Here is a 21,602-nt window from a genome sequence, read left to right on the forward strand (position 1 = left end):
ACTGAATATGACCGACGCTGTAATATGGTTGGAATAGTAAGATCAACGTCAGGCATTGCGAAGGAAAGCCTCCCGACGCATCAGATGTTGCCATTTCGCCATGTTTGACGAATTTGCACAATCTCGGCACCCCCTTTGGCAAGCAGCGCCAAAGAATATACGGTAACGGGGATAAGCGCGCGGATTTGCACCGAAGGACACAACAGGCGAAGGCATGAGCCTAGGAATACAAAACAACACAACCGGCAGGGCGCCGCGCATTCTGTTCTACAGCCACGATACGTTCGGACTGGGGCATCTGCGCCGGTCGCGTGCTCTGGCTGCGGCGATCACTCAGGCTAACCCTGAGTCATCAGCATTGATCCTGACCGGATCTCCGGTGGCAGGGCGGTTCACCTTTCCGCGTCGGGTTGACCACGTGCGCCTGCCTGGCGTGACGAAACGCGCAGATGGGTCTTACGCTGCGCGCACAATCGGTATGGGGATTGAAGAGGTAACTGAACTGCGCGCGGGCCTGATCCAGACCGCTGTTCAGCAGTTCGACCCGGACATGCTCATTGTCGACAAAGAACCCACTGGCTTCCGCGGAGAATTGCTGCCCACGCTTGAAACTCTTCTGCAATCGCAACGCACCAAGCTGGTTCTTGGTTTGCGCGATGTGCTGGACGAGCCCGAAGTTTTAGCCGCCGAGTGGGAGAGGAAAGACGCTTTGTCGGCGGTCGAGCGGTTCTACCACGAAATCTGGGTCTATGGACTGCGTTCAATCTACGACCCGACAATGGGCCTTCCTCTCAGCCATGCTGCCCAGTCACGCATCCACTGGACTGGCTATCTGCGCCGTGATCTTGGGCCAGTGGGTGAACCGCCGGAACAGCCCTATATCCTAATCACTCCCGGCGGCGGCGGTGACGGCAAGGCGATGGTGAACCTGGTCCTATCGGCCTATGAAAAAGACCCAACCTTGTCGCCGCGCGCAGTGCTGGTTTATGGCCCCTTCCTATCCGGCGAACTTCGAGAAGAGTTCGAGACTCGCGTCGCCGCGCTGAACGGTCGGGTTACCGCTGTTGGTTTTGAGTCCCAGATCGAAACGCTGTTTGCCGGTGCGGCAGGCGTAGTGTGTATGGGCGGCTACAATACCTTCTGCGAGGTTCTTTCCTTCGACAAGCGCGCCGTCATCGTGCCACGCACAACACCGCGGCTGGAACAATGGATTCGTGCCTCTCGCGCTGAAGGGCTTGGTCTGGTTCGGATGGTTGACGAAAGCCGCGATGGGTTGACACCGGATGCAATGATCCAAGCGATCCGCAGCCTGCCAAATCAGCCGATGCCCTCCCAAGCCATACAGGACGGGCTACTGGATGGGTTGGACTATGTCACAGACCGCGTAGACGCGTTGCTGAGCCAGGAGCAGGAACGGGCAACCGGATGACGACAGCTCAGCCTAAACTGGCGGTGCTGGTCAAAGGGTGGCCGCGCCTGTCCGAGACGTTTATCGCGCAAGAGCTGGTTGCCTTGCAGGAAGCCGGGCACAAGTTTGACATTTGGTCGTTGCGCCACCCAACGGATACGAAACGCCATCCGCTTCACGATCGCTTTCAAGGTCAGGTGCATTACCTACCAGAATACCTGTACGAAGAACCCAAACGCGTTTGGGCCTCGCGACAGGCAGCTCAAGCGCTGCCGGGTTATGCCGAAGCGTACCGGGTCTGGCGCGCAGATCTGCGTCGTGATCCGACGCATAACCGTATTCGCCGCTTTGGACAGGCCTGCGTTCTTGCCGCAGAACTGCCTGAAGCGACACGGGCAATGTATGCGCATTTCATGCATACCCCATCTTCGGTCGCTCGCTATGCCGCAATCATGCGCGGTCTGCCTTGGAGTTTTTCGGCCCACGCCAAAGATATCTGGACGTCACCCGAGTGGGAAAAGGTCGAAAAACTACAGGCCAGCACACACGGCGCAGCTTTCGGCGCAACCTGTACTGCATTCGGAGCGGAGCATCTTCGCAGCCTCGCAGATGACCCTTCACGGGTTGACCTGATCTACCACGGGTTGGATCTTAGCCGCTTCCCTGCCCCGCCTGATCGCGTGCCGCGCGCGCGCGACGCTTCGTTTCATATGCTGTCTGTCGGTCGTCTGGTCGAGAAAAAGGGTTTTGATCGTCTCATTGATGCATTCGCGTTGCTGCCCCAGACGCTCGATTGGCATTGGACACATATTGGTGGCGGGTCGCGCAGCGACACTCTGAAAAACCGCGCCGAAGCCGCTGGCCTGTCTCAGCGGATCACCTGGAAAGGGGCCTGCGATCAGCCTGAGGTCATCGCTGCCATGCGTGCCGCCGACCTGTTCGTTCTACCCAGCCGAATTGCCGAGGACGGAGACCGTGACGGTCTGCCTAACGTTTTGATGGAGGCCGCGTCGCAGCTGCTACCAATCCTGTCGACGCGAGTTTCTGCGATCCCTGAATTCATTGAAACAGGCATACATGGGGTTTTGTCAGACGATGCCCCGGATGCGCTGGCCTCTGCCATATCGCGCCTTGCCACCGCGCCGGATCAGACCTCGGCAATGGCCTCGGCCGCTTATGATCGGTTGATCTCTGACTTCCGGATGGATCCCGGCATCGCACGTTTGTCTGAACGACTACGCGCCTTGGTTTCGGACACAGAGTGATGCCAAGGGTCGCGTTCTATTCCCCAATGAAAGCTCCGGATAGTCCGGTGCCATCAGGGGATCGCGAAATGGCCCGCAACTTGATGCGGGCAATTTCAGCACAGGGCGATACGGTCGAATTGGTCTCTCGGCTGCGCAGTTACGACAAGACCGGCAGCAAGCAAACTCAGGCCGCATTGTTGGCCGAAGCCGCGACAGAGGTTCGGCGCTTGGTCGCTGAACTGCCGTTAGATACCAACCTTTGGGTGACCTATCACAACTATTACAAAGCGCCTGATCTGTTGGGACCAAATGTGTGCAAGGCACGGAACATACCTTATGTCCAATTGGAAAGCACTCGGGCCTCCCGCCGTCTGAACGGCCCTTGGGCTGAATTTGCTCAAGCTGCACATGATGCCTGCGATGCGGCCCAAGTGATCTTTTACCACACCGCCAATGACCTGATCACATTGGAACGGGACCGGTTCGGCGACCAACGACTGGTGGAACTGCCACCGTTTCTTCCGATGTCGAACTTACCGCCTGCCTCTTCATGCGACGGCCCGATGCTGACGGTAGGGATGATGCGGCTTGGCGACAAACTGGCCTCTTATACCCTGCTTGCAAATGCATTGGCGCATTTGGAAGGCGATTGGGCGTTGGATGTAGCCGGCGATGGCCCGGCGCGATCAGAGGTCGAGGTTTTAATGTCGCCCTTCGGGTCGAAAGTGCGGTTTCTAGGCCAGTGCGACCGCACCAAGTTGCAGGCATTGTATGGCGCAGCCTCACTATTGGTGTGGCCTGGCGTAAATGAAGCTTACGGGATGATATATCTGGAAGCGCAGGCCAGCGGTCTGCCAGTTGTCGCGCAAAACCGACCGGGTGTGCGTGACGTCTTGGCCCCGTCGGATTACCCCTCAGTCGACGCAGGGCCCCAAGGTCTGGCGGCCAAGATGCACAAACTGCTCCATGACTATGACCTTCGACTATCGATCGGAAAAGCAGCCCGCGCCCATGTGGCCGAGCGTCACCTGATGCCCGCCGCCACCGATACATTCTGGCGAACCGTGCGGCCATTGGCGGAGGTCGCTTGATGACCCGGTTAGCTCTTCTTCGACACGGACATACCCACTGGAATCGCGCTGGCCGCATTCAGGGACACAGCGATATTCCTTTGGATGATGAAGCGCGCGTGGAACTTGCCGATACGGAGCTACCTGAACCATGGGATGGCGCAGACCTATGGTCCAGCCCGCTGTTGCGCGCCAGTGAAACGGCCCGCCTGGTCGCCGGGCGTGCACCGAAAACCGGAAATGCACTAACCGAGATGAACTGGGGCGACTGGGAAGGCCAGCGCGGCATGGACCTGATCGCTGACCCTGACAGCGGATATCGCCATATCGAAGACTGGAGCTGGGACTTTCGCCCACCAAATGGCGAAAGCCCTGCCGAGGTCTGGGCTCGGCTGAAACCCTGGCTTGACGAGCTGACAGGTAACACGGTTGCGGTCTGCCATATTGGCATCATGCGGGTCATTCTCGCGCGTGCCTGGGGATGGAACTTCGACGGCCCCGCCCCCTTTAAGGTCAAGCGCAACCGACTGTATATCGTTGATATGTCCACGTTCACCCCTCTGCCGGAACCAATCCGCCTGATCAAACCTGAGACGTCAAAATGAAGGTGATGATTGTCGTCACTCATCTACTGGGCACGGGTCACTTGAGCCGGGCTTTGACGCTGGGCCGTGCCTTTGTCGGCGAAGGCCACGAGACATTTGTCGTCACGGGAGGAATGCCAGCACCGCAGCTGGACGTTAAGGGTATGACGTTGCTGGGCTTGCCGCCTCTCCGCTCGGACGGAACCGATTTCACCCGGCTTTTGACCCAGAGCAATGAGGTCGCCGACACGGCTTATATGAAAGCACGCGAGACGGCGTTGGTTGAAGCGATAAGAAGCTTTGCACCGGATATTCTGATCACCGAGCTGTTCCCTTTCGGCCGCCGATCCTTATCGTCTGAATTCAATGCTGCATTGGAAACGGCACAAGCCCTTCCGCTGCGCCCGCTTATTCTAGGATCAATCCGGGACATACTGGCGCCACCTTCCAAACCGTCGAAAGCGGAACGCACTGCGGAGATAGTTGAGCAATATTATGACGGCATCCTCGTCCATTCGGATCAAAGCGTTATTCCGCTGGACATAAGTTGGCCAGTTTCAGACCAATTGCGCCAGCGTCTCCATTACACAGGCTTTGTTGCGCCTGACGCTCCAGTCCCGCATGCTGACTTGGTGGGCAAAGACGAAATTCTTGTCAGCGCAGGCGGGGGGGCTGTTGGACAGCCGATCTTTCACGCGGCCATTGAGGCCGCCCGAAAGATGCCCAACAGGCACTGGCGCCTGTTGGTGGGGGGGCAAGACGCGAGCGCGCGTATTGACCAATTGGGACAGCTTGCTGGCGATGCACCCGTAACACTGGAACCCGTGCGCCCCGATTTCCGGCAGATGCTTCCGCATGCAGCGGCTTCGGTCAGCATGTGCGGCTACAACACTGCACTCGACATTCTGCAAGCTGGTACGCCCGCCGTGCTGGTCCCGTTCGATGACGGAAAAGAAGTCGAGCAGAGCTTGCGCGGGCAGAGTTTGGCAGAGCTTTCGGCAATTGAAGTTTTGCCCAGCAAGGCGCTGGATGGGGAGAACTTGGCTAAAACAATCGAGGGCGTCCTTTCAGAAGGTCCGCGCGCACCATCGCTACAAGGGTTCGACGGGGCCGCCAGATCGGTCGCGATTGCAACATCGTTGCGAGGTCAGCAATGATGGTAGACTGGCGTCCGTTGGAGACCGAATTGCAAGCGTGGCAAGCCGCAGGGCTGACCCTGCCGCTCTGGTGGCGCGACGACGATGCAATTTCCGCAACACCGCAGCTGGAAACTCTGTCGGAACTTTCTAACGAGCTTGGTTTACCAGTGCATCTTGCGGTTATTCCCCGCGATGCCGATGACTCACTGGTGGATTTTGTCGCACGGCACCCAACGCTTATTCCCGTGGTGCACGGCTGGGCGCATCGCAACCACGCACCTTTGGGCGAAAAGAAATCCGAATTTCGTCTGCATCGCCCGATGGATGCCATTCTAGACGATGCAGAGGCTGGTCTGGCGAAGTTACGATCCCTGTTCGGAGACAGACTGATCCCGATGTTTGTGCCCCCGTGGAACCGTATCGCGCCCGAAGTGGTGCAGGAATTGCCGGGCTTGGGCTACCGCGTCATTTCTACAGCCACGCCGCGCAAGCGAAGTCACCCAGTACTCGGGTTAGAGCAGATCAACACCCATCTCGATCCGATCGACTGGCGTGGCACACGTGGGTTGACCGCACCAGATAAGCTGATCGCCCAGACAGTGAACCTATTGCGTGACCGACGCGAAGGCCACGCCGATAACGCTGAGCCTTTCGGCGTGTTGACCCACCACCTTGTCCATGATCAAGACATCTGGACCTTTACCGAAGCGCTGCTGCGTCGACTTCTGGACGGCCCCGGCATCGCTTGGGTGGCACCAATCGAGGGTATTGAATGAGCCGACTGGATTCCATGCTTCGGCGCCTGACGGCGCAACGCGACGGGCTGAACTGGGCTGTTGCGCAAATCGGCGATATGGAGGGCGATGTCCTGGATATGGGATTGGGTAATGGTCGCACCTATGACCACCTGCGAGAAATCCTGCCAGAGCGGCGGATTTGGGTGATGGACCGCGTACTTCAATGCCATCCGTCCAGCACCCCACCGGCCGAAGATTTTTTACAAGGTGAAGCGGAACCCATGCTTGGAAAACTGGCGTCGGGTGGCGCAACGATCGCATTGGCGCACTATGATTTTGGACGCGGCATAAAAGAAGAGGACGTTGCCGAAGCAGCCCGCCTCAGCCCGCTGATCGCAAAGGTGATGCGACCCGGAGGATTACTGATCTCGGGGCAGCCTTTGGTCAGTTTCGAACAAATCCAAGGCCCGGACACCATCGCACCAGACCGCTATCTCTTCTATCGCGCCTGATTAGGCCACGCGCCGCCCACGCGACCATACCCCGTTTAACGCAGGGGCTCCTTCGCGCATACGGAACCGGATCACATCCGCGCGGGCCCCGGCGCGCAATTCACCGCGATCGTCCAGCCCGGCGACATGCGCAGGTGTCTGCGTGACTGTCCGCAATCCACGGGCCATATCCCCCCACATCTCACCCAGACGTGTGGCCGACAAAAGCAACGCGGCGGGAACATAGTCCGAAGACAGAATGTCGAGATGGCCCAGATCGGCCAATTCCTGCGCGGCGACGTTACCGGAATGCGACCCGCCCCGGATCACGTTAGGTGCCCCCATCATCACTTTTATACCGTGATCATGGCAGGCTTGAGCGGCCTCAACTGTGGTGGGGAATTCGGCCAGCTTGATACCATGACCAGCGGACACCGCCACCTGTTCTTGCGTGGTATCGTCGTGGCTGGCCAGCATCGCGCCAAAGCGCTTGGCCGCTTTCACGGTTTCGACCTCATGACGGTCGCCATTGCGTTCGCGCAGGTTTTTCAAGTGCGCGACGTGCTGCAGGAACTCGTCATCATTCATGCTATGCTTACCCTTAAGATAAGCTTCAAGCTGTGTCATATCGCGGAACTGCCGCTGCCCCGGCGTATGGTCCATCAGCGAAACTAGACCCACGCGATCCTCAGGGCCGAATTCATCCAGTTCATCGACCAGCGTCTCAGAACAAACTTCGGCTCGAAGGTGCAGGAAATGGCTGATCTTTAGTGCATCCTGCGCACGCAATTGCCACAGCTCACGCGACAGATCGCGGGCGTATCGCTTGTATCGCTGTCCGCTTGGAATTGACCCAATGCGCATGGCATCGAACACGGTGGTGATACCGGTGCTGGCCAGCTCGGCATCATGGGCCAAAATTGCGGCCGCATGCGGCCAGTCGACCCTGGGACGCGGCTGGATGTGACGCTCAAGGTTATCCGTGTGCAATTCGACCAGTCCAGGGCTGACATAATCGCCTTGGCAATCGACTGCGCCTTTCGGAACCGTCGTACCTGTATCGACCTCAGAAATGGTCTCACCGACAATACGTATGCTGCCGGTCACCGTCTCATTCGGAAGAATAAGCGTGGCATTGGCAAGGATCGTTTCTTCTGTCATCTGAACTTCACACAGTTTGAGCTATTGGGAAGGCCACGCATAGGAGGCCAATGTGACATTCACGCGATACGCGATCTATTTTGCACCGCCAGTAGAGGCTGAATGGACGACATTCGCCACAAACTGGCTGGGTTGGGATATGGAGGCTGGTACAGCTTGCGAACATCCCAGCGTCGACGGCGTGGACGTGGCGAGCGTGACCGAGGTACCGCGCAAATACGGCCTGCACGCGACGATGAAGCCGCCCTTTCGCCTGCGCGAAGGGCAAACGGTTGACGCGCTGTCCGATGCCTGCGCGCGGCTTGCGGCCTCGCAGCCCCCTGTCACTATGGAGGGATTGGAGATCGCGCGGCTGGGTCGTTTTCTTGCCTTGCGTCCGCTCGGGGATGAGGCGGCTTTGAATGTCTTGGCCGCAGCTTGCGTGCGCGAACTGGACAGCTTTCGCGCCCCTGCATCGCAGGCTGAGTTGGACCGTCGACGCGTCAATGGTTTGACGTCGGAACAGGACGCCAATCTGATGCAGTGGGGCTATCCTTATGTGATGGAATCCTTTCGGTTTCACATCACCCTCAGCGGCAAGTTGGACAAACCTACGCTTGCCACGGTTCAGGATACCCTTCAAACGCAATTGGCACCATTGCTTCCGAGCCCTTTCCAAATCAACGATCTGGCATTGATGGGCGAGGCCGAGGATGGGCGATTTCACCTGATCCATCGCTACGCTCTTTCCAGTTGAAGCTGCGTGAGTATTGCGCCGACCGTCGCGTCCAACGGCCCAGAGTTGTCGATCTCGATCACTCGGGCCAGTCCTTCTGGTAAAGGAACCTTGGCACGAGCCAAACGCCGTGTCTGATCAGTTGCACTTTCCCGGCCCCGAGTAGACAAACGCTGTGCCAGAACCTGTGGATCAGCGGTCAGCGAGACTACGACCAGATCACCAAAAACCTCCTGTGCCTGCACCAGAACCGAACGGGAGAGGTTTACCAGCACAGCATCCGCCTGTTTTCTGAGGTTGTCTATGCCTTTGGGAACGCCATAGAGCAGACCATGTGCGGGCCAATGCAAGGCAAAGGCGCCGTCGCTGACCAGCTGCTGAAACTGGTCGAGAGATACCCGGTCGAAATCTTCGCCATCTTCTCCTTCGGGCCGCGTTATAACCCGGCGTGCTCGAAAAATACCCGGAGCCCGAGCCTCTAAAGCTTCCATGACGCTGTCTTTTCCAACGCCCGAAGGACCAACAACTGCGATGATCGGTGCAAGGGTCACGTTGCAACTCCGGGAGTGAAATCAGACACGTTTATCTCACGATCGCATACCCGTTCACGTGCACCGACATCGTGGAAGATACCAACAATAGCCGCGCCGCGCACCTTGGCCTCTTCGATCAGCGACAGGACCATCTCGCGGTTCTTTACATCCAGCGAAGCCGTAGGCTCGTCCAGCAGCATCGCCGGATAATCATGCGCAAAGCCTCGCGCGATGTTCACTCTTTGCTGCTCACCTCCGGAAAAGGTCGTCGGGCTAAGTGCCCACAGCCGTTCGGGAATATTTAACCGCGCCAAAAGAGACGCCGCCTTGTCCAGCGCCGCCTGCTTTTCGCGCCCAACGGCCAGCAAGGGCTCGGCCACCACTTCCAGCGTTGGAACGCGCGGCACAACGCGCAAAAACTGGCTCACGTAGCCCAGTGTTTCGCGCCGCAGGGTCAATATTTCACGTGGCTCGGCCTTTGCGACATCCAGATCGCCGACCAAGACCTGACCAGAGGCCGCTAGATAGTTGCCGTAAATCACACGCATCAGGGTGGATTTCCCCGCCCCTGATGCGCCGGTCAGGGCCACGCATTCACCGGGCGCGACCCTTAGCGAAGCCCCTGCCATCACCGGGATCACTGCGCTGCCCTGATTGTGCAGGGTAAAGCTTTTGCTGACATCTTTGAGTTCAATCATTGCAATTACCCTCACACCTGCAGAACGCTGGAAACCAGCAATTGCGTGTATGCGTGTTGCGGATCGTCCAGCACCTGATCGGTCAGACCGTCCTCGACCACATGACCATCCTTCATCACCATCAACCGATCCGCCAACAGCCGCACAACCGCCAGATCATGGGTGACGATGATGGCGCTCAGCCCCATCTCACGCACCAAACCACGTAGCAGATCCAGCAGGCGCGCCTGTACTGAAACATCCAGCCCACCGGTCGGCTCGTCCATGAACACCAGCCGAGGCCCCGTCACCAGATTGCGCGCGATCTGTAGCCGCTGCTGCATCCCGCCTGAGAACGCCGTGGGGCGATCATCCACCCGGCCCTCGTCGATCTCAACCCGGTCCAACCAGTCGATGGCTTTGTCCCGGATGTCGCCATAGTGACGATCACCAACCGCCATCAGACGCTCGCCGATGTTCCCCCCTGCGCTCACTGACATGCGCAGCCCATCGCGGGCGTGCTGGTGAACAAAAGCCCAGTCGGTGCGACCCAACATCCGGCGTTCGGGTTCCGACATCGTCACTGTGTTTACCGGTCCATCGGCTCGAGTATCAAAGATGACCTGTCCTACGTCGGGTTCCAGATGCCCCGCGAGACAGTTCAGCAGGGTCGACTTACCCGAGCCACTTTCACCGACGATCCCCATCACCTCGCCGGGATAAAGATCGAAACTCACATCCGTGCAGCCGATCCGCGCGCCATAACGCTTTTCGATATGTTTGACTTGCAACAGCGGTGTCATGCCGCGTCCTCCTCGGCCAATCGGCCTATATGGCCCGCCGCACGTCGGGACCGGCAATAATCTGTGTCTGAGCAGACAAACATCCGGTTGCCAGCGTCATCCATAATCACCTCGTCCAGATAACTGTCTTCTGCCCCGCACAGATCACAAGGATGATCCGCTTTGGTGGCCTCGAACGGGTAATCCTCGAAATCCAGGCTAACGACTTTGGTATGCGGGGGAACTGCATAAATGCGCTGTTCCCGCCCCGCGCCAAACAACTGGATCGCGTCCATCTCAAGCTTGGGGTTGTCGAACTTTGGGATCGGCGACGGGTCCATCACATAGCGACCCGACACTTTCACTGGATAGGCATACGAGGTCGAGATCGCGCCGTGCTGGCTGATGTCCTCGTACAGCTTCACATGCATCAGCCCGTATTCTTCAAGACTGTGCATCTTGCGCGTCTCCGTCTCGCGCGGCTCCAAAAAGCGCAGTGGTTCAGGGATCGGCACTTGATAGACGAGGATTTGATCCTCGGTCAGCTTGGCCTCGGGGACGCGGTGGCGGGTCTGGATGACCGTGGCTTTTTCAGTCTCCTCAGTCGTTTCAACCCCTGCGGTGTTCTCAAAAAACTTGCGGATCGAGACAGCGTTTGTCGTGTCATCTGCCCCCTGATCGATCACTTTAAACGTATCTTCCGGCGTTAGCGTCGCCGCCGAAACCTGCACCCCGCCCGTGCCCCAGCCATAGGGCATCGGCATCTCACGACTGGCAAAAGGCACCTGATAGCCGGGGATCGCCAAACCTTTGAGAATGGCCCGGCGGATCATGCGCTTGGTCTGCTCGTCCAAATATGCGAAGTTATACTCATTCATTTTGATGTATCACTTTGTGTTTTGGTGTTTTTATGGACTTGCTTGTAATTGGAACGGCCTTTTTGGCCGTTATGCTTTATCTTATCCTGCATATTCGCCACTCCAGACGGCGACGCGAAGCAGTGCGACGTGATGGATCCGGCAGATGGAAAGCGATTAGAGCGGCCGAGCTTGAAAATACTGGATGGGAAGACGCCGATTAGGGGCGGAAAACCGCGCATGTTGCGGACGAGGTTGGGGTTCATTCCGCGGCCTCTTTTGGCGCAATACGTTCTTCGGCCTCACGACGTAGTTTGCGGACCAGTTCCAGTTCAGACTGAAAATCCACGTAATGCGGCAGCTTGATATGTTCGAGGAAGCCTGTGGCCTGAATGTTGTCCGCGTGGCTTAAAACAAACTCTTCATCCTGCGCGGGCGCGCCTAGATTGTCTTCACCCAACTCCTCCCAGCGCAATGCGCGATCAACCAGAGCCATGGCGATGGACTTTCGTTCGGACTGGCCGAAAACCAGACCATAACCCCGCGTGAACTGCGGAGGTTCGGTTTTTGAGCCTTTGAACTGGTTAACCGTCTCGCATTCGGTCAATTCAATCTCGCCGATCTCGATGGCAAAGCCTAGTTCCGGGACGTCCATCTCAACCGAAACCTTGCCGATGCGTAACTCGCCGACAAATGCGTGATTGCGTGCGTAACCGCGCTGTGTCGAATAGGCCATGCCCAGCACAAAGCCCTCGTCTCCTCGCGTCAACGACTGCAAGCGCAACGGGCGTCCGGCGGGGAACTCCATCGGTTCACGGGTCAGGTCACCGGGTGTAGCGTCGCTAAAGGGTTCGTCCTGAATGATGTCTTCACCTTTCAGAAACTCGGTGATGTGCGGTGTCGGCTCTGTCCGAGGCTGACCTTCCGGTGCGCTCGGAACCTCTCCCTCAGCGGCTAGTTTGAAATCCAGCAGCCGATGAGTGTAGTCGAAAGTCGGTCCCAAAACTTGCCCACCCGGTGCGTCCTTGAAAGTAGCCGAGATGCGGCGGTCACAGGTCATTTGGCCCGTATCCAACGGGTTCGAATAGCCAAACCGGGGCAAGGTCGTGCGATATGCGCGGATCAGAAAGATCGCCTCGATCAGGTCACCACGGGCCTGTTTGATTGCCAAGGCCGCCAGATCGGGGTCGAACAAAGACCCCTCTGCCATTACCCGGTTCACTGCCAGGCTCAGTTGTTCGCGGATTTGCGCGATGCTCAGCTCGGCAACGTCAGTCGAACCGCGCCTTTCTTCAGCCAGCCAAGCATGGGCGTTCTCGATGGCCTTTTCACCGCCTTTTACAGCTACATACATGGCCTAGCCCTCTGCTTTGATCTGCGTGCTGCGAGGTAGGGCCGCGACCTTATCTCCGCAGGTAAAGAAAAAATCGCAACCTAATGGATAGAGTGCCGCATTGATCTGAAGCGCCGGGATATCGGGCAGTGACAAATAGGCCGTGTTCCTAATCCCCGGTCCGGACAAGGCTGCTCCGCCCTGTCGCAGATCGTCGCGCTCAACGATCAGTGTCGCCGAACGATCTGGGTATTCGGCCGTACCGATGCGGTACTGTGTCAAGGGCCCAAGCGCTTCCCACGTTCCGACTGCGAAATCCGCCTTGACCGCTTCTGTAATCGGAGCGCCAGTGTGAAACGCCAGCCACTGCCGCACTGCGTCAGTATCGGTGCCGCCTGCCAAGTAAACCTTGGTATCCGGATCACAAAGGGTCAGCAGCAACGTCCCAGCCGCTACTGACAAGGGGGCTGGCGGCTGGCAACCGGCAACCGTTCGGATCTCACCTGGACGCGCCATAACCGTCATGGCAGCGCGAAAAGCGTGGGCTGCGTCGATTGGTGTGTTCCGGAAACCTCCGGAAAACTGGGTTTGCGCGCTCATCAATCCTCTCCCCGAACCATCGTGAAGAATTCGACCTTGGTGGCCGCCGCTTTGGCCGCCCGAGCCGCCTTACCCGTCTGCATCCGTTGGCTGAGCGGCGTGATAACTTGCGCCCGCACTTCGGTGGAGGCTTCGGTTTGCATCAAGGCGTCAATCAGCGCCGCAGCCTCGGCCTTGCGCTTGGAACGCCCCTGCACATAACCATGCCCCACCGTGCCGTCCTGCAGGACGAGTGAACAGCGTGTGACCGTCATCTCACCCAAATTGAAGGGCGCGCCCGTGCCACCTGTCCGTCCGCGAACCATCACACCGCCCACCTCTGGGCTGCGAAGCCAATCGAAACTGGGTTGGCCTTCGAACTCGCTCCACAACGACATAAGAGCGTCCTCCGGGGCTTGGGCCAGCAAGCCCATCCATTCCTTGCGCGCCGTATGCGCAATGTTCTGTTGATCTGCCATCAAAACCTCTTGGCCCAGTTGTCTATAGGAACTATACAACTAGACAAATACTACACCTCAAGGAAACGACTCGCAATCGCGACCGTGTGAAAGTTTAGTGACATGAGCAAAACTCCGATCTGGAAAAGCATCGCGTTAAGCCTGACCTCGGACATTGCCGAAGGACGCTACGGGACTGGTGATCGGTTGCCGACCGAGACACAGCTAGCGGCACAACATGGGGTCAATCGGCATACGGTACGGCGCGCATTGTCCGAGATGGCGGAACAAGGTTTGGTGCACCCAAGGCGCGGCGCCGGGGTTTTCGTGGCCGCCCGCCCGACGGACTATCCGATTGGAAAGCGTGTTAGATATCACAAGAGCATCTCTGCCAGTGGTAAGATACCGGGTAAGACGATCTTGTCGCTGACCACCCGAGCGGCAGACGAGATAGAGGCAGACGCCCTAGAGCTAAGTCAAGGTGACGCGGTACATGTTTACGACGGGCTATCGCTGGCCGATGGTCAGCCCATCGCCCTATTTCAAAGCGTTTTCCCGGCAAAGCGATTACCCGATATTCTGGAAGCGCTCCAGGATACGAGCTCGGTCACCAAAGCACTGCAACACTGTGGCGTCTCGGATTACACGCGCGTTTCGACGCGGTTGACTGCAATGGCAGCAACGGCAACCCAAGCCCTGCAACTACGGCTGCCTCAAGGTGCTCCGGTCTTGTTATCAACCGGAATCAACGCTGACTTACACGGAGTACCCGTAGAGTATGGACGCACCTTTTTCGCCGGGGAACGAGTTACGCTAACCGTGAATGACGACTAGGCGGCAGGGCGCCCTCGCCCGGTTGCGAGACCCGTCACTCTGCCGGCGCAACGGTCAACTCGTATTTTTCAAGGAATGCCTCAGCGCTCAACGCACGGAAATCCGGCAAGGCTTTGCGTAGGCGCTGGTTATCCCAATCCCACCAGGCCAACTCCAACATCCGCGCAGCAATCTTTTCAGGGAAACGACGACGGATGGGTTGAGCGGTTACGCCGCCAACAATGGTGTAAGGGGGCACATCCTTGGTAACCACCGCCCCAGACGCAACAATAGCCCCATGGCCTACAGTCACCTCGGGCTTAATGATTGCCGCATGCCCGATCCAAGTGTCATGCCCGATCTTGGCCGTGCGACTGGCGCGCAGTGCGAACCAGTCGGGGTCGTCCTGTTCATCATCCCAATAGTCCGCCGACCGATACAGGAAGTGATGCAAAGACGCCTTTTCCATCGGGTGATCCGTGGCCCCGATCCGTGTGAAACTAGCGATATTAGCAAATTTGCCAATCTCGGCATTCGCAATGTCGCAAGTTCGATCGCAATAGGAGTAATCACCCCAGACCGAAGTGGCGATGCGGCTACCGGCGCCAATCTCCACATATTCTCCGAAACGGCTACCCGAAATCTGACAGTCGGGGTGGATAAACGGCTGATCGGGGCGCAGACGTGCCATGGTGTTTTTATCCTTGGTCGTTGGTTAAGGCAGCAGAAAGGGTTTGGCTTTCGAATCGCGCAGTTTGCGCTTCTTACTCGTTTCGCCCTGAATCAGGCGTTTGCGTAGCCAGCCTGAGAACCAGTCCATCAGCATCACCATCAGGATGATCAGCACGATATAATAAGCGACCTCTTCCCAATCCTTTTGCGTGATGATCGCCTGCGTAAGCAACAGGCCAATGCCGCCACCGGTTATCGCACCAATCACGGTTGCGCTGCGGGTGTTGGATTCAAGGAAATAGAGCAATTGACTCAGCAGCACCGGTGTTACCTGTGGGATCACTCCAAAACGATAGCGCTGCGGTGCGTTGGCCCCTGTGGACTGCACGCCTTCGATCTGCTTCTGGTCAACGTTTTCCAACGCTTCCGAGAAGATTTTGCCGAAGGTGCCGGTATCCGTCACCAGAATGGCCAGCGCGCCGGTCAGTGGACCGGGGCCGAAAGCGCGGGCAAGAACCACCGTCCATATCAGCGCATCTACACCACGCACAAAATCGAACACGCGGCGGGTTGCAAACCGCAGTGTTTTTAACGGGTTAAAGTTTCGCGTCGCCATAAAGGCCAGCGGCAGGGCGACCATCGCGGCGCCTAATGTGCCTAGGAAAGCCATCAGGATCGTCTCGAATATGGCCCAGGCCACATCCTGATGCCGCCACATCTTGTTGGTCCAGAAATCGTTCAGGATTGCACCTGCCTGGCCCTGCGCAGCCAATCCGGCAAGTTCGGGAAAGGATTTACCGTAGTAAGGGCTATCGAGAGTGAACCAGAACAACTCCCACCCGTTGAAATAGCGGAATACCTCGGATCGGTTGCGGGTGACGGTCAGGCGCCCTGCATCCGTAGTGACCGCCAATCGGTTCTTCGAAACGTTGATCCAATCCGGAACATCGCCTGAAGGCAGCTCGGCTCGCACACCATCCGAACGGCTGGGTGTTGCCCGAACAACGCCATAACCTGGGATTTCATATTCGATCGTTTCTGGGCCGAAGCGCACGATATGACCATCTTCCAGATCAATCACCGTGGTTTCGCCCAACGTCACCCAATCAGGTGCTTCGCCTTCAGGATAGCGACCCTTGCGTTCACCCTCGATAGCAGCAGACACCTGTCCCGAGCGGTTGTCTCGTTCGATATGGGTCTTATAGCTGTAGCTGTCCGAGACCAGAGTTTTGCCGTTGTCCCAGTTTGCCCGCGCGGTCAGACCCGGCACGTCAAAGGCAAAGAACACGTAGATCAGGTAAACCAACACCAGCGCAGGCAGGCTGAAGTTCGTCAGGCGTTTACGATTAAATAGCCGTTCCGCCTCGGCCTTCAGCTCGACGGTGGTAAGGTTGGTTGCGAAGGTGCTCATGCCGAGGCTCCTTTTGCCGATCCGTGGGCTAGACGATCGCGCAGATAGCCAGAGATCTGATCGACGACGACAATTGTGACGAATAGTAGGATGAAAATGGCGGCCGCTTCGTCATAGCGCCCCTGCCCCCAGGACATCGCGTTGCGCAGCTCGTACCCCAGACCGCCCGCGCCGACGAAACCAAGGATGGCGGAGGCGCGGATGTTGATTTCGAACCGCAGCAAAGCATAGCTGACGTAATTCGGGCCAACCTGCGGGATCACGCCCAGATACATGCGCTGCGACCAATTTGCGCCAACCGACTGCAACCCCTCGACTGGCTTCAGCGAAGCGTTCTCATTGACTTCCGAGAACAGCTTGCCCAGCGCGCCCGCAGTGTGGATCGCAATGGCGATCATTGCAGGCACCGGGCCACCGCCCAGAATAAAGATCAAAACCAAGGCGATGACAATTTCTGGAACTGCCCGGAAGACATCCGAGATACGGCGGAACAGCGGGATCAGCGACGGCCAATAAGCCATGCCACGCGTGGACATCAGAGCCAGAAACGTCCCGAATATCGTGCCTGCCAGAGTGGCCGCCGCTGCAATGTTCAGCGTCTCGACCAGCGCCGGGAAAAACTCGACCAGGTTCGCCGGCATCTCACCGATCTTATCCCAAGCTTCAGACAGAACCTCTGCCGGATAATCAAAAATCCGATGCCAGCCATCTACGAAGCTGCCTGCATTGCGGCTGTCGGCGGTGCGGAACCCTGCGGCCATCATGGCGACGAACAGGATCAGGAGAATACCACCATAGACCCTCTTGCGACGCGCCATCGCGGTATAGTCGTCACGGATCTGGTCAACGGCCGAGGACCCAGCGGTCAGGTCTGTCATGGAATGCTCCTGAGTGGAAAACGGGGCCCGGTTTTTCACCGGACCCCGATCAGTGGATATTCAAGCTTAGTTGGACTTCAGCTTGCGTGCTTCGATGATGACTTCGTAGGCGTCATGGGTGATCGGGTCGAAGCTTTTGGCTTCACCTGCGGCCACGCCGTAGAAGCAATCCTTGTCTTTCTCACTCAGAGTGTCCCAAAGCTCGGTCACTTTGGCTTTGACGTCTGCAGGCAGCGCCTGACGGACAACAACGGGGCCTTCCGGGATCGGTTTGGATTTCCAGATCTCGACCATATCGTTCATGTCGACCAAACCCGCGTCTACAGCGCGGCGCAGAGCACCCGACTGGTAACCATCTTCCCAATCGCCCAGACCATCAGCCCATGTCACGCCACCATCAACGTCGCCGTTGTTGACCGCAACGATGGTCTGCTCGTGACCGCCGGTGAACTTTACTTCACCAAAATAATCCCCGGAATCCATTGTCGCGCCGGTGGCCTGCGGGATTTCGATCGACGGGATCAAGTATCCCGAAGTTGAGTTCGGATCGCCGAAACCAAAGGTCTTGCCCTTCATGTCTTCCAGCGAAGTGATGCCGCTGTCCTTGCGGGCAAAACCAACCGAGTAGTAGCCATAGCCACCATCGGTGTTGACCTTGACCAAAACCGGCTCGACCGCCTCAGGGTCAGACAGATAGGTCTTGGCGTAGCCCGACGCGCCCAGCCAGGCCACGTCGATGGTGCCGCCCAGCAGGCCCTGGATCACGCCGTTATAGTCAGCGGGCGCAAACAGCTTGGTCGGAACGCCCAACGCCTCTTCAGTGTAAACGCGCAGGCATTCGTTGTTGTTCAAACGGTCCTGAGCGTTCTCGCCACCCAGAATGCCGATGCGGAACTCGCTGATTTTGTCAGCCATAACAGGCGCGGCCATGGCAGTGGTCGCAACAAGGGCAGCCATTAGTTTTTTCATCTGTCTCTCTCCAGTTTGATTGCCCCGGCCTTTCATCGGACCGGGCGATGAAAGGGGTGGTCGGCTCAGATGGTGGCTTCCGCTTCCATCAGGGCCTTCTGGGTGGCATCCAGAGTTTCGATCTCGGTCGATGTCGCCTCTTCCGAGAAGCTGGCATCGGCACCGTAGATTTCTCGGGCGACGCCGGTGGTAAGTTGTTCAGGCAGACCGTCAAACACAATGCGCCCGTCTCGCATCCCAACCACGCGGTCGCAGTAGCGACGGGCAGTGTCCAACGTGTGAAGGTTGGCGATGACTGTGCGGCCATCTTCTTCGTGGATGCGGCGCAGCGCCTGCATCACGACCTGAGCGTTCATCGGGTCCAGCGATGCGATGGGTTCGTCCGCTAGGATAATCTTAGGGTCCTGCATCAGGGCGCGCGCAATGGCGACCCGCTGCTGCTGACCCCCCGAAAGCGCTTCGGCCCGCTTGGGGGCATGCTCTGCAATGCCCAGACGGTCCAGAATGTCGATGGCGCGGTGAATCTCGTCCATCGGGAACAGGTTAAACATGGTCGCCAGTGTCGAGTGACGGTTCAGTGTGCCGTGCAGCACGTTCGAAACCACATCCAGACGCGGCACCAGATTGAACTGTTGGAAGATCATCGCGCAATCGGCCTGCCAAGCGCGCTTTTCACGGCCTTTCAACTGGGTCACGTCGCGCCCTTCGAACAGGATTTCACCGCTACTGGAATCCGTTAGGCGGTTAATCATCCGAAGCAGGGTAGACTTACCAGCGCCTGAGCGTCCGATAATTCCAATCATACAGGGCTTGTCCACATCCAGCGTGGCCGTGTCCACGGCAACATTGTCGCCGAAGCGTTTGGTCAGTTTCTCGATACGCAGCACGTGCCACCCCCAAATCGTGTTGGCGGTCAGCTACCGATGTTGCTCAACGACTTTGTGTCAGGGGGGTGAAAGTTTTGTAACGATGCTTAGATCGCGGGGGCTATCCATTGCAGCGTGGCGCGGGTATACGCGGGCGCGACTCTTCAGCATTTACGAGGCCGCCATGAGCTTTGACCGAACCATCAAGATCGCCCCGTCGATCCTGTCCGCCGATTTCGCCAACTTCGGGGCCGAGATTCAGGCCATTGAAGCCCAAGGCGCAGACTGGGTTCATGTCGATGTGATGGACGGCCATTTCGTCCCAAATCTGACCTTCGGCCCACCCGCCGTCAAAGCGTTCCGCCCGCATGTGAAAACAGTGATGGACGTTCATTTGATGATCACGCCGGTTGACCCTTACATTCAGGCCTATGCCGATGCAGGCGCCGACGTCCTGACCGCGCATGTCGAGGCCGGTCCGCACACGCACCGCACCCTGCAGGCCATCCGCGCTGCTGGCATGAAGGCGGGCGTAGCCCTGAACCCCGGCACCCCGGCAGAAGCTGTCGAACATCTACTGGACCTGACAGATCTGGTCTGCGTGATGACGGTGAACCCTGGCTTTGGCGGCCAGAAATTCATCGACATGACCAATAAGGTGCGCAAGCTACGCCAGATGATTGGTGATCGCCCAGTGCATATCGAGATAGATGGCGGTGTCGATCCCAAAACCGCACCTTTGGTGGCCGCGGCAGGCGCTGATGTGCTGGTCGCTGGATCGGCCGTATTCAAGGGTGGGTCGGTGGAAAATCCCGACGGTTACGGAGAAAACATCCGCGCCGTTCGGGCTGCTGCCGAGACCGCTCAATAAATCCCAAATGCTGTCAGCTTCCAGCGCGTTCGCGGGCTGGAAGCGCAATTTACGACCAACGAATTAGGGAATCTGCAACCTGGCGGTTTGCAGGAAGCGAGATATCTCAAGCCCAAGACTGGCTTCGATCGCAATCTCCAGTTCAGGTTGCTTTTCCAGTTCTGCGTTCAGATCGGGTAGGTTCCACACCAGGACCCGAGACGGTTTAAGCGCCGTTAAGGTCACCGGTGCCAATAACCTCTGACCCTTGCTTAAAAAGGCCGTCCCACCAAGGAACCGGCCTTCGCCCAACGTGTCCACGCGCTCCCCGTTTACTTCAACGCCGATCTCTCCATCCACGATAAGCGAGAGGCTTTGAACGGGTTCGCCTTGTGTCAAAACACTGGTCCCTGCTGTAACGCTTTCCAAACTGCCCATTTGCAACAGGTTATAGGCGTCTCTCTCGTTGAAGTTCCGCAAAGCGATTTCGTAGAGGTGCCGCTCTGTATCGTTAAATGGAACCGGGCGACGCTCGAGCAACAACCTTACGATCCAGTAGAGATTGATACCCGTGAAAAACAGGTTCCACCCAATCGGTGCCCAAAGAGGCACGCTTTGCAAATAATAGTAAGGCAGCAGAATAAGCCCGCCGATCACAGACAACACACGCAACCAAAAGATGTCTCGGACCGAATATGAAATGAGGTAACAGACGTTCGCCGTATTTACCAAAAGGTCTAAACCCACCATGCCCTTACCTCATCCGCTGTGCGCGCTGATCAGGATCAAACGCGCTTCTACAGGTGCATGGTGAGTTTAGCCGCGCATTGCGCCGGTGTGGAAGGCTTCAGAACGGATGAATCCCATTACTTTCAACGGGCAACAGGGTTGGAGCCTATTTAGAACACACTCGAAATTCAGAAGATTGCATATCTGTCTGGTTCGACAGACAAGATATGGACGCGACTTTTCTCATTTGTTGCGATCCATTGGCTTGGCCCTCTGCAACATGACAATCGTCATCGAGGATTGCCATCTGCATGTCATCCAAATCTTTGCTGTGCAGAATTCGCGTGCTGTAGTGAACAAACTTTAGCCCAAACATGATTTCTCCCCAATGTTGTGATCCGCAAGCCTGTCGAACAAGCGGATACGATTGCAAAGTTCAAACAATCGGCGCTGTTCAGGTTCCGCGCTCATTGTTTCAAAAGAGAAGTGGGATCGTTTCTTTGCTTTGGGGTGAAGGAAAGATTAATCCGTATGAACGGTGCCTTCGGCATAAAAAAAGGGCGTCCCGAGGGACGCCCTTTCCATAGATATTCGCTGGTGCGAATTACTCGATGATTTTCGAGACAACGCCGGCGCCGACGGT

General features: G+C 57.6%; 25 protein-coding genes. 10 read left to right on the forward strand and 15 right to left on the reverse strand.

From position 1 onward, the window contains the following. The first annotated feature begins 214 nt into the window (after window positions 1-214). Genes ACR0L3_RS14050 through ACR0L3_RS14080 form a run of 7 tightly spaced genes read left to right on the forward strand, consistent with a single transcriptional unit; the run spans window position 215 to window position 6,697 of the window. A complete protein-coding gene (locus ACR0L3_RS14050) occupies window positions 215-1,429 on the forward strand; it encodes a glycosyltransferase family protein (protein WP_480746364.1) in 1,215 nt (404 codons plus the stop codon). Beyond that, on the forward strand, window positions 1,426-2,673 hold the full coding sequence (locus tag ACR0L3_RS14055) for a glycosyltransferase family 4 protein (protein ID WP_480746365.1): 1,248 nt from the start codon (window positions 1,426-1,428) through the stop codon (window positions 2,671-2,673). Before ACR0L3_RS14050 ends, ACR0L3_RS14055 begins: the two co-directional genes overlap by 4 nt. Beyond that, on the forward strand, window positions 2,673-3,746 hold the full coding sequence (locus ACR0L3_RS14060; RefSeq protein WP_480746366.1) for a glycosyltransferase family 4 protein: 1,074 nt from the start codon (window positions 2,673-2,675) through the stop codon (window positions 3,744-3,746). The genes ACR0L3_RS14055 and ACR0L3_RS14060 overlap by 1 nt, the downstream gene beginning before the upstream one ends. Further along, the gene (locus ACR0L3_RS14065) at window positions 3,746-4,330 is read left to right on the forward strand and encodes a histidine phosphatase family protein (RefSeq protein ID WP_480746367.1); all 585 of its coding nucleotides are present in this window, start codon (window positions 3,746-3,748) and stop codon (window positions 4,328-4,330) included. The genes ACR0L3_RS14060 and ACR0L3_RS14065 overlap by 1 nt, the downstream gene beginning before the upstream one ends. Beyond that, on the forward strand, window positions 4,327-5,466 hold the full coding sequence (locus ACR0L3_RS14070) for a glycosyltransferase family protein (RefSeq protein ID WP_480746368.1): 1,140 nt from the start codon (window positions 4,327-4,329) through the stop codon (window positions 5,464-5,466). Before ACR0L3_RS14065 ends, ACR0L3_RS14070 begins: the two co-directional genes overlap by 4 nt. Further along, a complete protein-coding gene (locus ACR0L3_RS14075; protein ID WP_480746369.1) occupies window positions 5,463-6,224 on the forward strand; it encodes a polysaccharide deacetylase family protein in 762 nt (253 codons plus the stop codon). Before ACR0L3_RS14070 ends, ACR0L3_RS14075 begins: the two co-directional genes overlap by 4 nt. Then, window positions 6,221-6,697 carry a class I SAM-dependent methyltransferase gene (locus ACR0L3_RS14080; RefSeq protein WP_480746370.1) on the forward strand — a complete coding sequence of 159 codons (477 nt, stop codon included), beginning with the start codon at window positions 6,221-6,223 and terminating at the stop codon, window positions 6,695-6,697. Before ACR0L3_RS14075 ends, ACR0L3_RS14080 begins: the two co-directional genes overlap by 4 nt. Here ACR0L3_RS14080 and ACR0L3_RS14085 read toward each other — a convergent pair whose 3' ends face one another. Next, entirely contained in the window at window positions 6,698-7,837 is a 1,140-nt protein-coding gene (locus tag ACR0L3_RS14085; protein ID WP_480746372.1) for an alpha-D-ribose 1-methylphosphonate 5-triphosphate diphosphatase, read from the reverse strand. It lies immediately after the preceding gene. Between the two features lie 52 nt (window positions 7,838-7,889). Here ACR0L3_RS14085 and ACR0L3_RS14090 point away from each other — a divergent pair, with 52 nt between their 5' ends. Then, window positions 7,890-8,573 carry a DUF1045 domain-containing protein gene (locus tag ACR0L3_RS14090; protein ID WP_480746373.1) on the forward strand — a complete coding sequence of 228 codons (684 nt, stop codon included), beginning with the start codon at window positions 7,890-7,892 and terminating at the stop codon, window positions 8,571-8,573. Here ACR0L3_RS14090 and phnN read toward each other — a convergent pair. From phnN to phnG, 8 genes are read right to left on the reverse strand one after another with little or no spacing between them, the layout of a single operon-like run. Continuing rightward, on the reverse strand, window positions 8,555-9,103 hold the full coding sequence (gene phnN, locus ACR0L3_RS14095) for a phosphonate metabolism protein/1,5-bisphosphokinase (PRPP-forming) PhnN (RefSeq protein ID WP_480746374.1): 549 nt from the start codon (window positions 9,101-9,103) through the stop codon (window positions 8,555-8,557). The two genes, ACR0L3_RS14090 and phnN, sit on opposite strands and share 19 nt — an antisense overlap. Then, on the reverse strand, window positions 9,100-9,783 hold the full coding sequence (phnL, locus tag ACR0L3_RS14100; RefSeq protein WP_480746375.1) for a phosphonate C-P lyase system protein PhnL: 684 nt from the start codon (window positions 9,781-9,783) through the stop codon (window positions 9,100-9,102). The genes phnN and phnL overlap by 4 nt, the downstream gene beginning before the upstream one ends. Window positions 9,784-9,794: 11 nt before the next feature. Continuing rightward, window positions 9,795-10,565 carry a phosphonate C-P lyase system protein PhnK gene (phnK, locus tag ACR0L3_RS14105; RefSeq protein ID WP_480746376.1) on the reverse strand — a complete coding sequence of 257 codons (771 nt, stop codon included), beginning with the start codon at window positions 10,563-10,565 and terminating at the stop codon, window positions 9,795-9,797. Beyond that, the gene (locus ACR0L3_RS14110; RefSeq protein WP_480746377.1) at window positions 10,562-11,422 is read right to left on the reverse strand and encodes an alpha-D-ribose 1-methylphosphonate 5-phosphate C-P-lyase PhnJ; all 861 of its coding nucleotides are present in this window, start codon (window positions 11,420-11,422) and stop codon (window positions 10,562-10,564) included. The genes phnK and ACR0L3_RS14110 overlap by 4 nt, the downstream gene beginning before the upstream one ends. Next, window positions 11,419-11,667: a hypothetical protein gene (locus tag ACR0L3_RS14115; RefSeq protein ID WP_480746378.1), complete on the reverse strand. Its 249-nt coding sequence runs from the start codon at window positions 11,665-11,667 to the stop codon at window positions 11,419-11,421. The genes ACR0L3_RS14110 and ACR0L3_RS14115 overlap by 4 nt, the downstream gene beginning before the upstream one ends. Continuing rightward, entirely contained in the window at window positions 11,664-12,755 is a 1,092-nt protein-coding gene (locus tag ACR0L3_RS14120) for a carbon-phosphorus lyase complex subunit (RefSeq protein ID WP_480746379.1), read from the reverse strand. The genes ACR0L3_RS14115 and ACR0L3_RS14120 overlap by 4 nt, the downstream gene beginning before the upstream one ends. A 3-nt stretch (window positions 12,756-12,758) precedes the next feature. After that, window positions 12,759-13,334 carry a phosphonate C-P lyase system protein PhnH gene (gene phnH, locus ACR0L3_RS14125; protein WP_480746380.1) on the reverse strand — a complete coding sequence of 192 codons (576 nt, stop codon included), beginning with the start codon at window positions 13,332-13,334 and terminating at the stop codon, window positions 12,759-12,761. Beyond that, on the reverse strand, window positions 13,334-13,792 hold the full coding sequence (phnG, locus tag ACR0L3_RS14130; RefSeq protein ID WP_480746381.1) for a phosphonate C-P lyase system protein PhnG: 459 nt from the start codon (window positions 13,790-13,792) through the stop codon (window positions 13,334-13,336). The genes phnH and phnG overlap by 1 nt, the downstream gene beginning before the upstream one ends. A gap of 102 nt (window positions 13,793-13,894) precedes the next feature. On the opposite strand from phnG, the gene phnF reads away from it, so the two are divergent. After that, window positions 13,895-14,605, forward strand: coding sequence for a phosphonate metabolism transcriptional regulator PhnF (phnF, locus tag ACR0L3_RS14135; protein ID WP_480746382.1), 711 nt, complete (start codon window positions 13,895-13,897; stop codon window positions 14,603-14,605). 34 nt (window positions 14,606-14,639) lie between these two features. Here phnF and ACR0L3_RS14140 read toward each other — a convergent pair whose 3' ends face one another. The 5 genes from ACR0L3_RS14140 to phnC all read right to left on the reverse strand — a co-directional run bounded on the left by ACR0L3_RS14140 (window position 14,640) and on the right by phnC (window position 19,401). After that, on the reverse strand, window positions 14,640-15,275 hold the full coding sequence (locus ACR0L3_RS14140; protein ID WP_480746383.1) for an LbetaH domain-containing protein: 636 nt from the start codon (window positions 15,273-15,275) through the stop codon (window positions 14,640-14,642). Window positions 15,276-15,299: 24 nt separating this feature from the next. Then, window positions 15,300-16,667: a phosphonate ABC transporter, permease protein PhnE gene (phnE, locus tag ACR0L3_RS14145; protein WP_480746384.1), complete on the reverse strand. Its 1,368-nt coding sequence runs from the start codon at window positions 16,665-16,667 to the stop codon at window positions 15,300-15,302. Next, window positions 16,664-17,545: a phosphonate ABC transporter, permease protein PhnE gene (gene phnE / locus ACR0L3_RS14150; RefSeq protein WP_480746385.1), complete on the reverse strand. Its 882-nt coding sequence runs from the start codon at window positions 17,543-17,545 to the stop codon at window positions 16,664-16,666. Before phnE (ACR0L3_RS14150) ends, phnE (ACR0L3_RS14145) begins: the two co-directional genes overlap by 4 nt. A 66-nt stretch (window positions 17,546-17,611) precedes the next feature. Beyond that, window positions 17,612-18,514 carry a phosphonate ABC transporter substrate-binding protein gene (gene phnD / locus ACR0L3_RS14155; protein WP_480746386.1) on the reverse strand — a complete coding sequence of 301 codons (903 nt, stop codon included), beginning with the start codon at window positions 18,512-18,514 and terminating at the stop codon, window positions 17,612-17,614. 65 nt (window positions 18,515-18,579) lie between these two features. After that, window positions 18,580-19,401, reverse strand: a complete 822-nt coding sequence (gene phnC, locus ACR0L3_RS14160) for a phosphonate ABC transporter ATP-binding protein (protein WP_480746387.1) — start codon at window positions 19,399-19,401, stop codon at window positions 18,580-18,582. A 163-nt stretch (window positions 19,402-19,564) separates the two neighbouring features. Between phnC and rpe the strand changes: the two genes are divergently transcribed. Next, window positions 19,565-20,251 (forward strand): ribulose-phosphate 3-epimerase, encoded by a 687-nt coding sequence (gene rpe, locus ACR0L3_RS14165; protein WP_480746388.1) that lies wholly within the window; start codon window positions 19,565-19,567, stop codon window positions 20,249-20,251. A gap of 63 nt (window positions 20,252-20,314) precedes the next feature. Here rpe and ACR0L3_RS14170 read toward each other — a convergent pair whose 3' ends face one another. After that, on the reverse strand, window positions 20,315-20,980 hold the full coding sequence (locus ACR0L3_RS14170) for a Crp/Fnr family transcriptional regulator (protein ID WP_480746389.1): 666 nt from the start codon (window positions 20,978-20,980) through the stop codon (window positions 20,315-20,317). Window positions 20,981-21,602 lie beyond the last annotated feature (622 nt).

It is taken from the genome of Ruegeria sp. CK1, assembly GCF_056536545.1.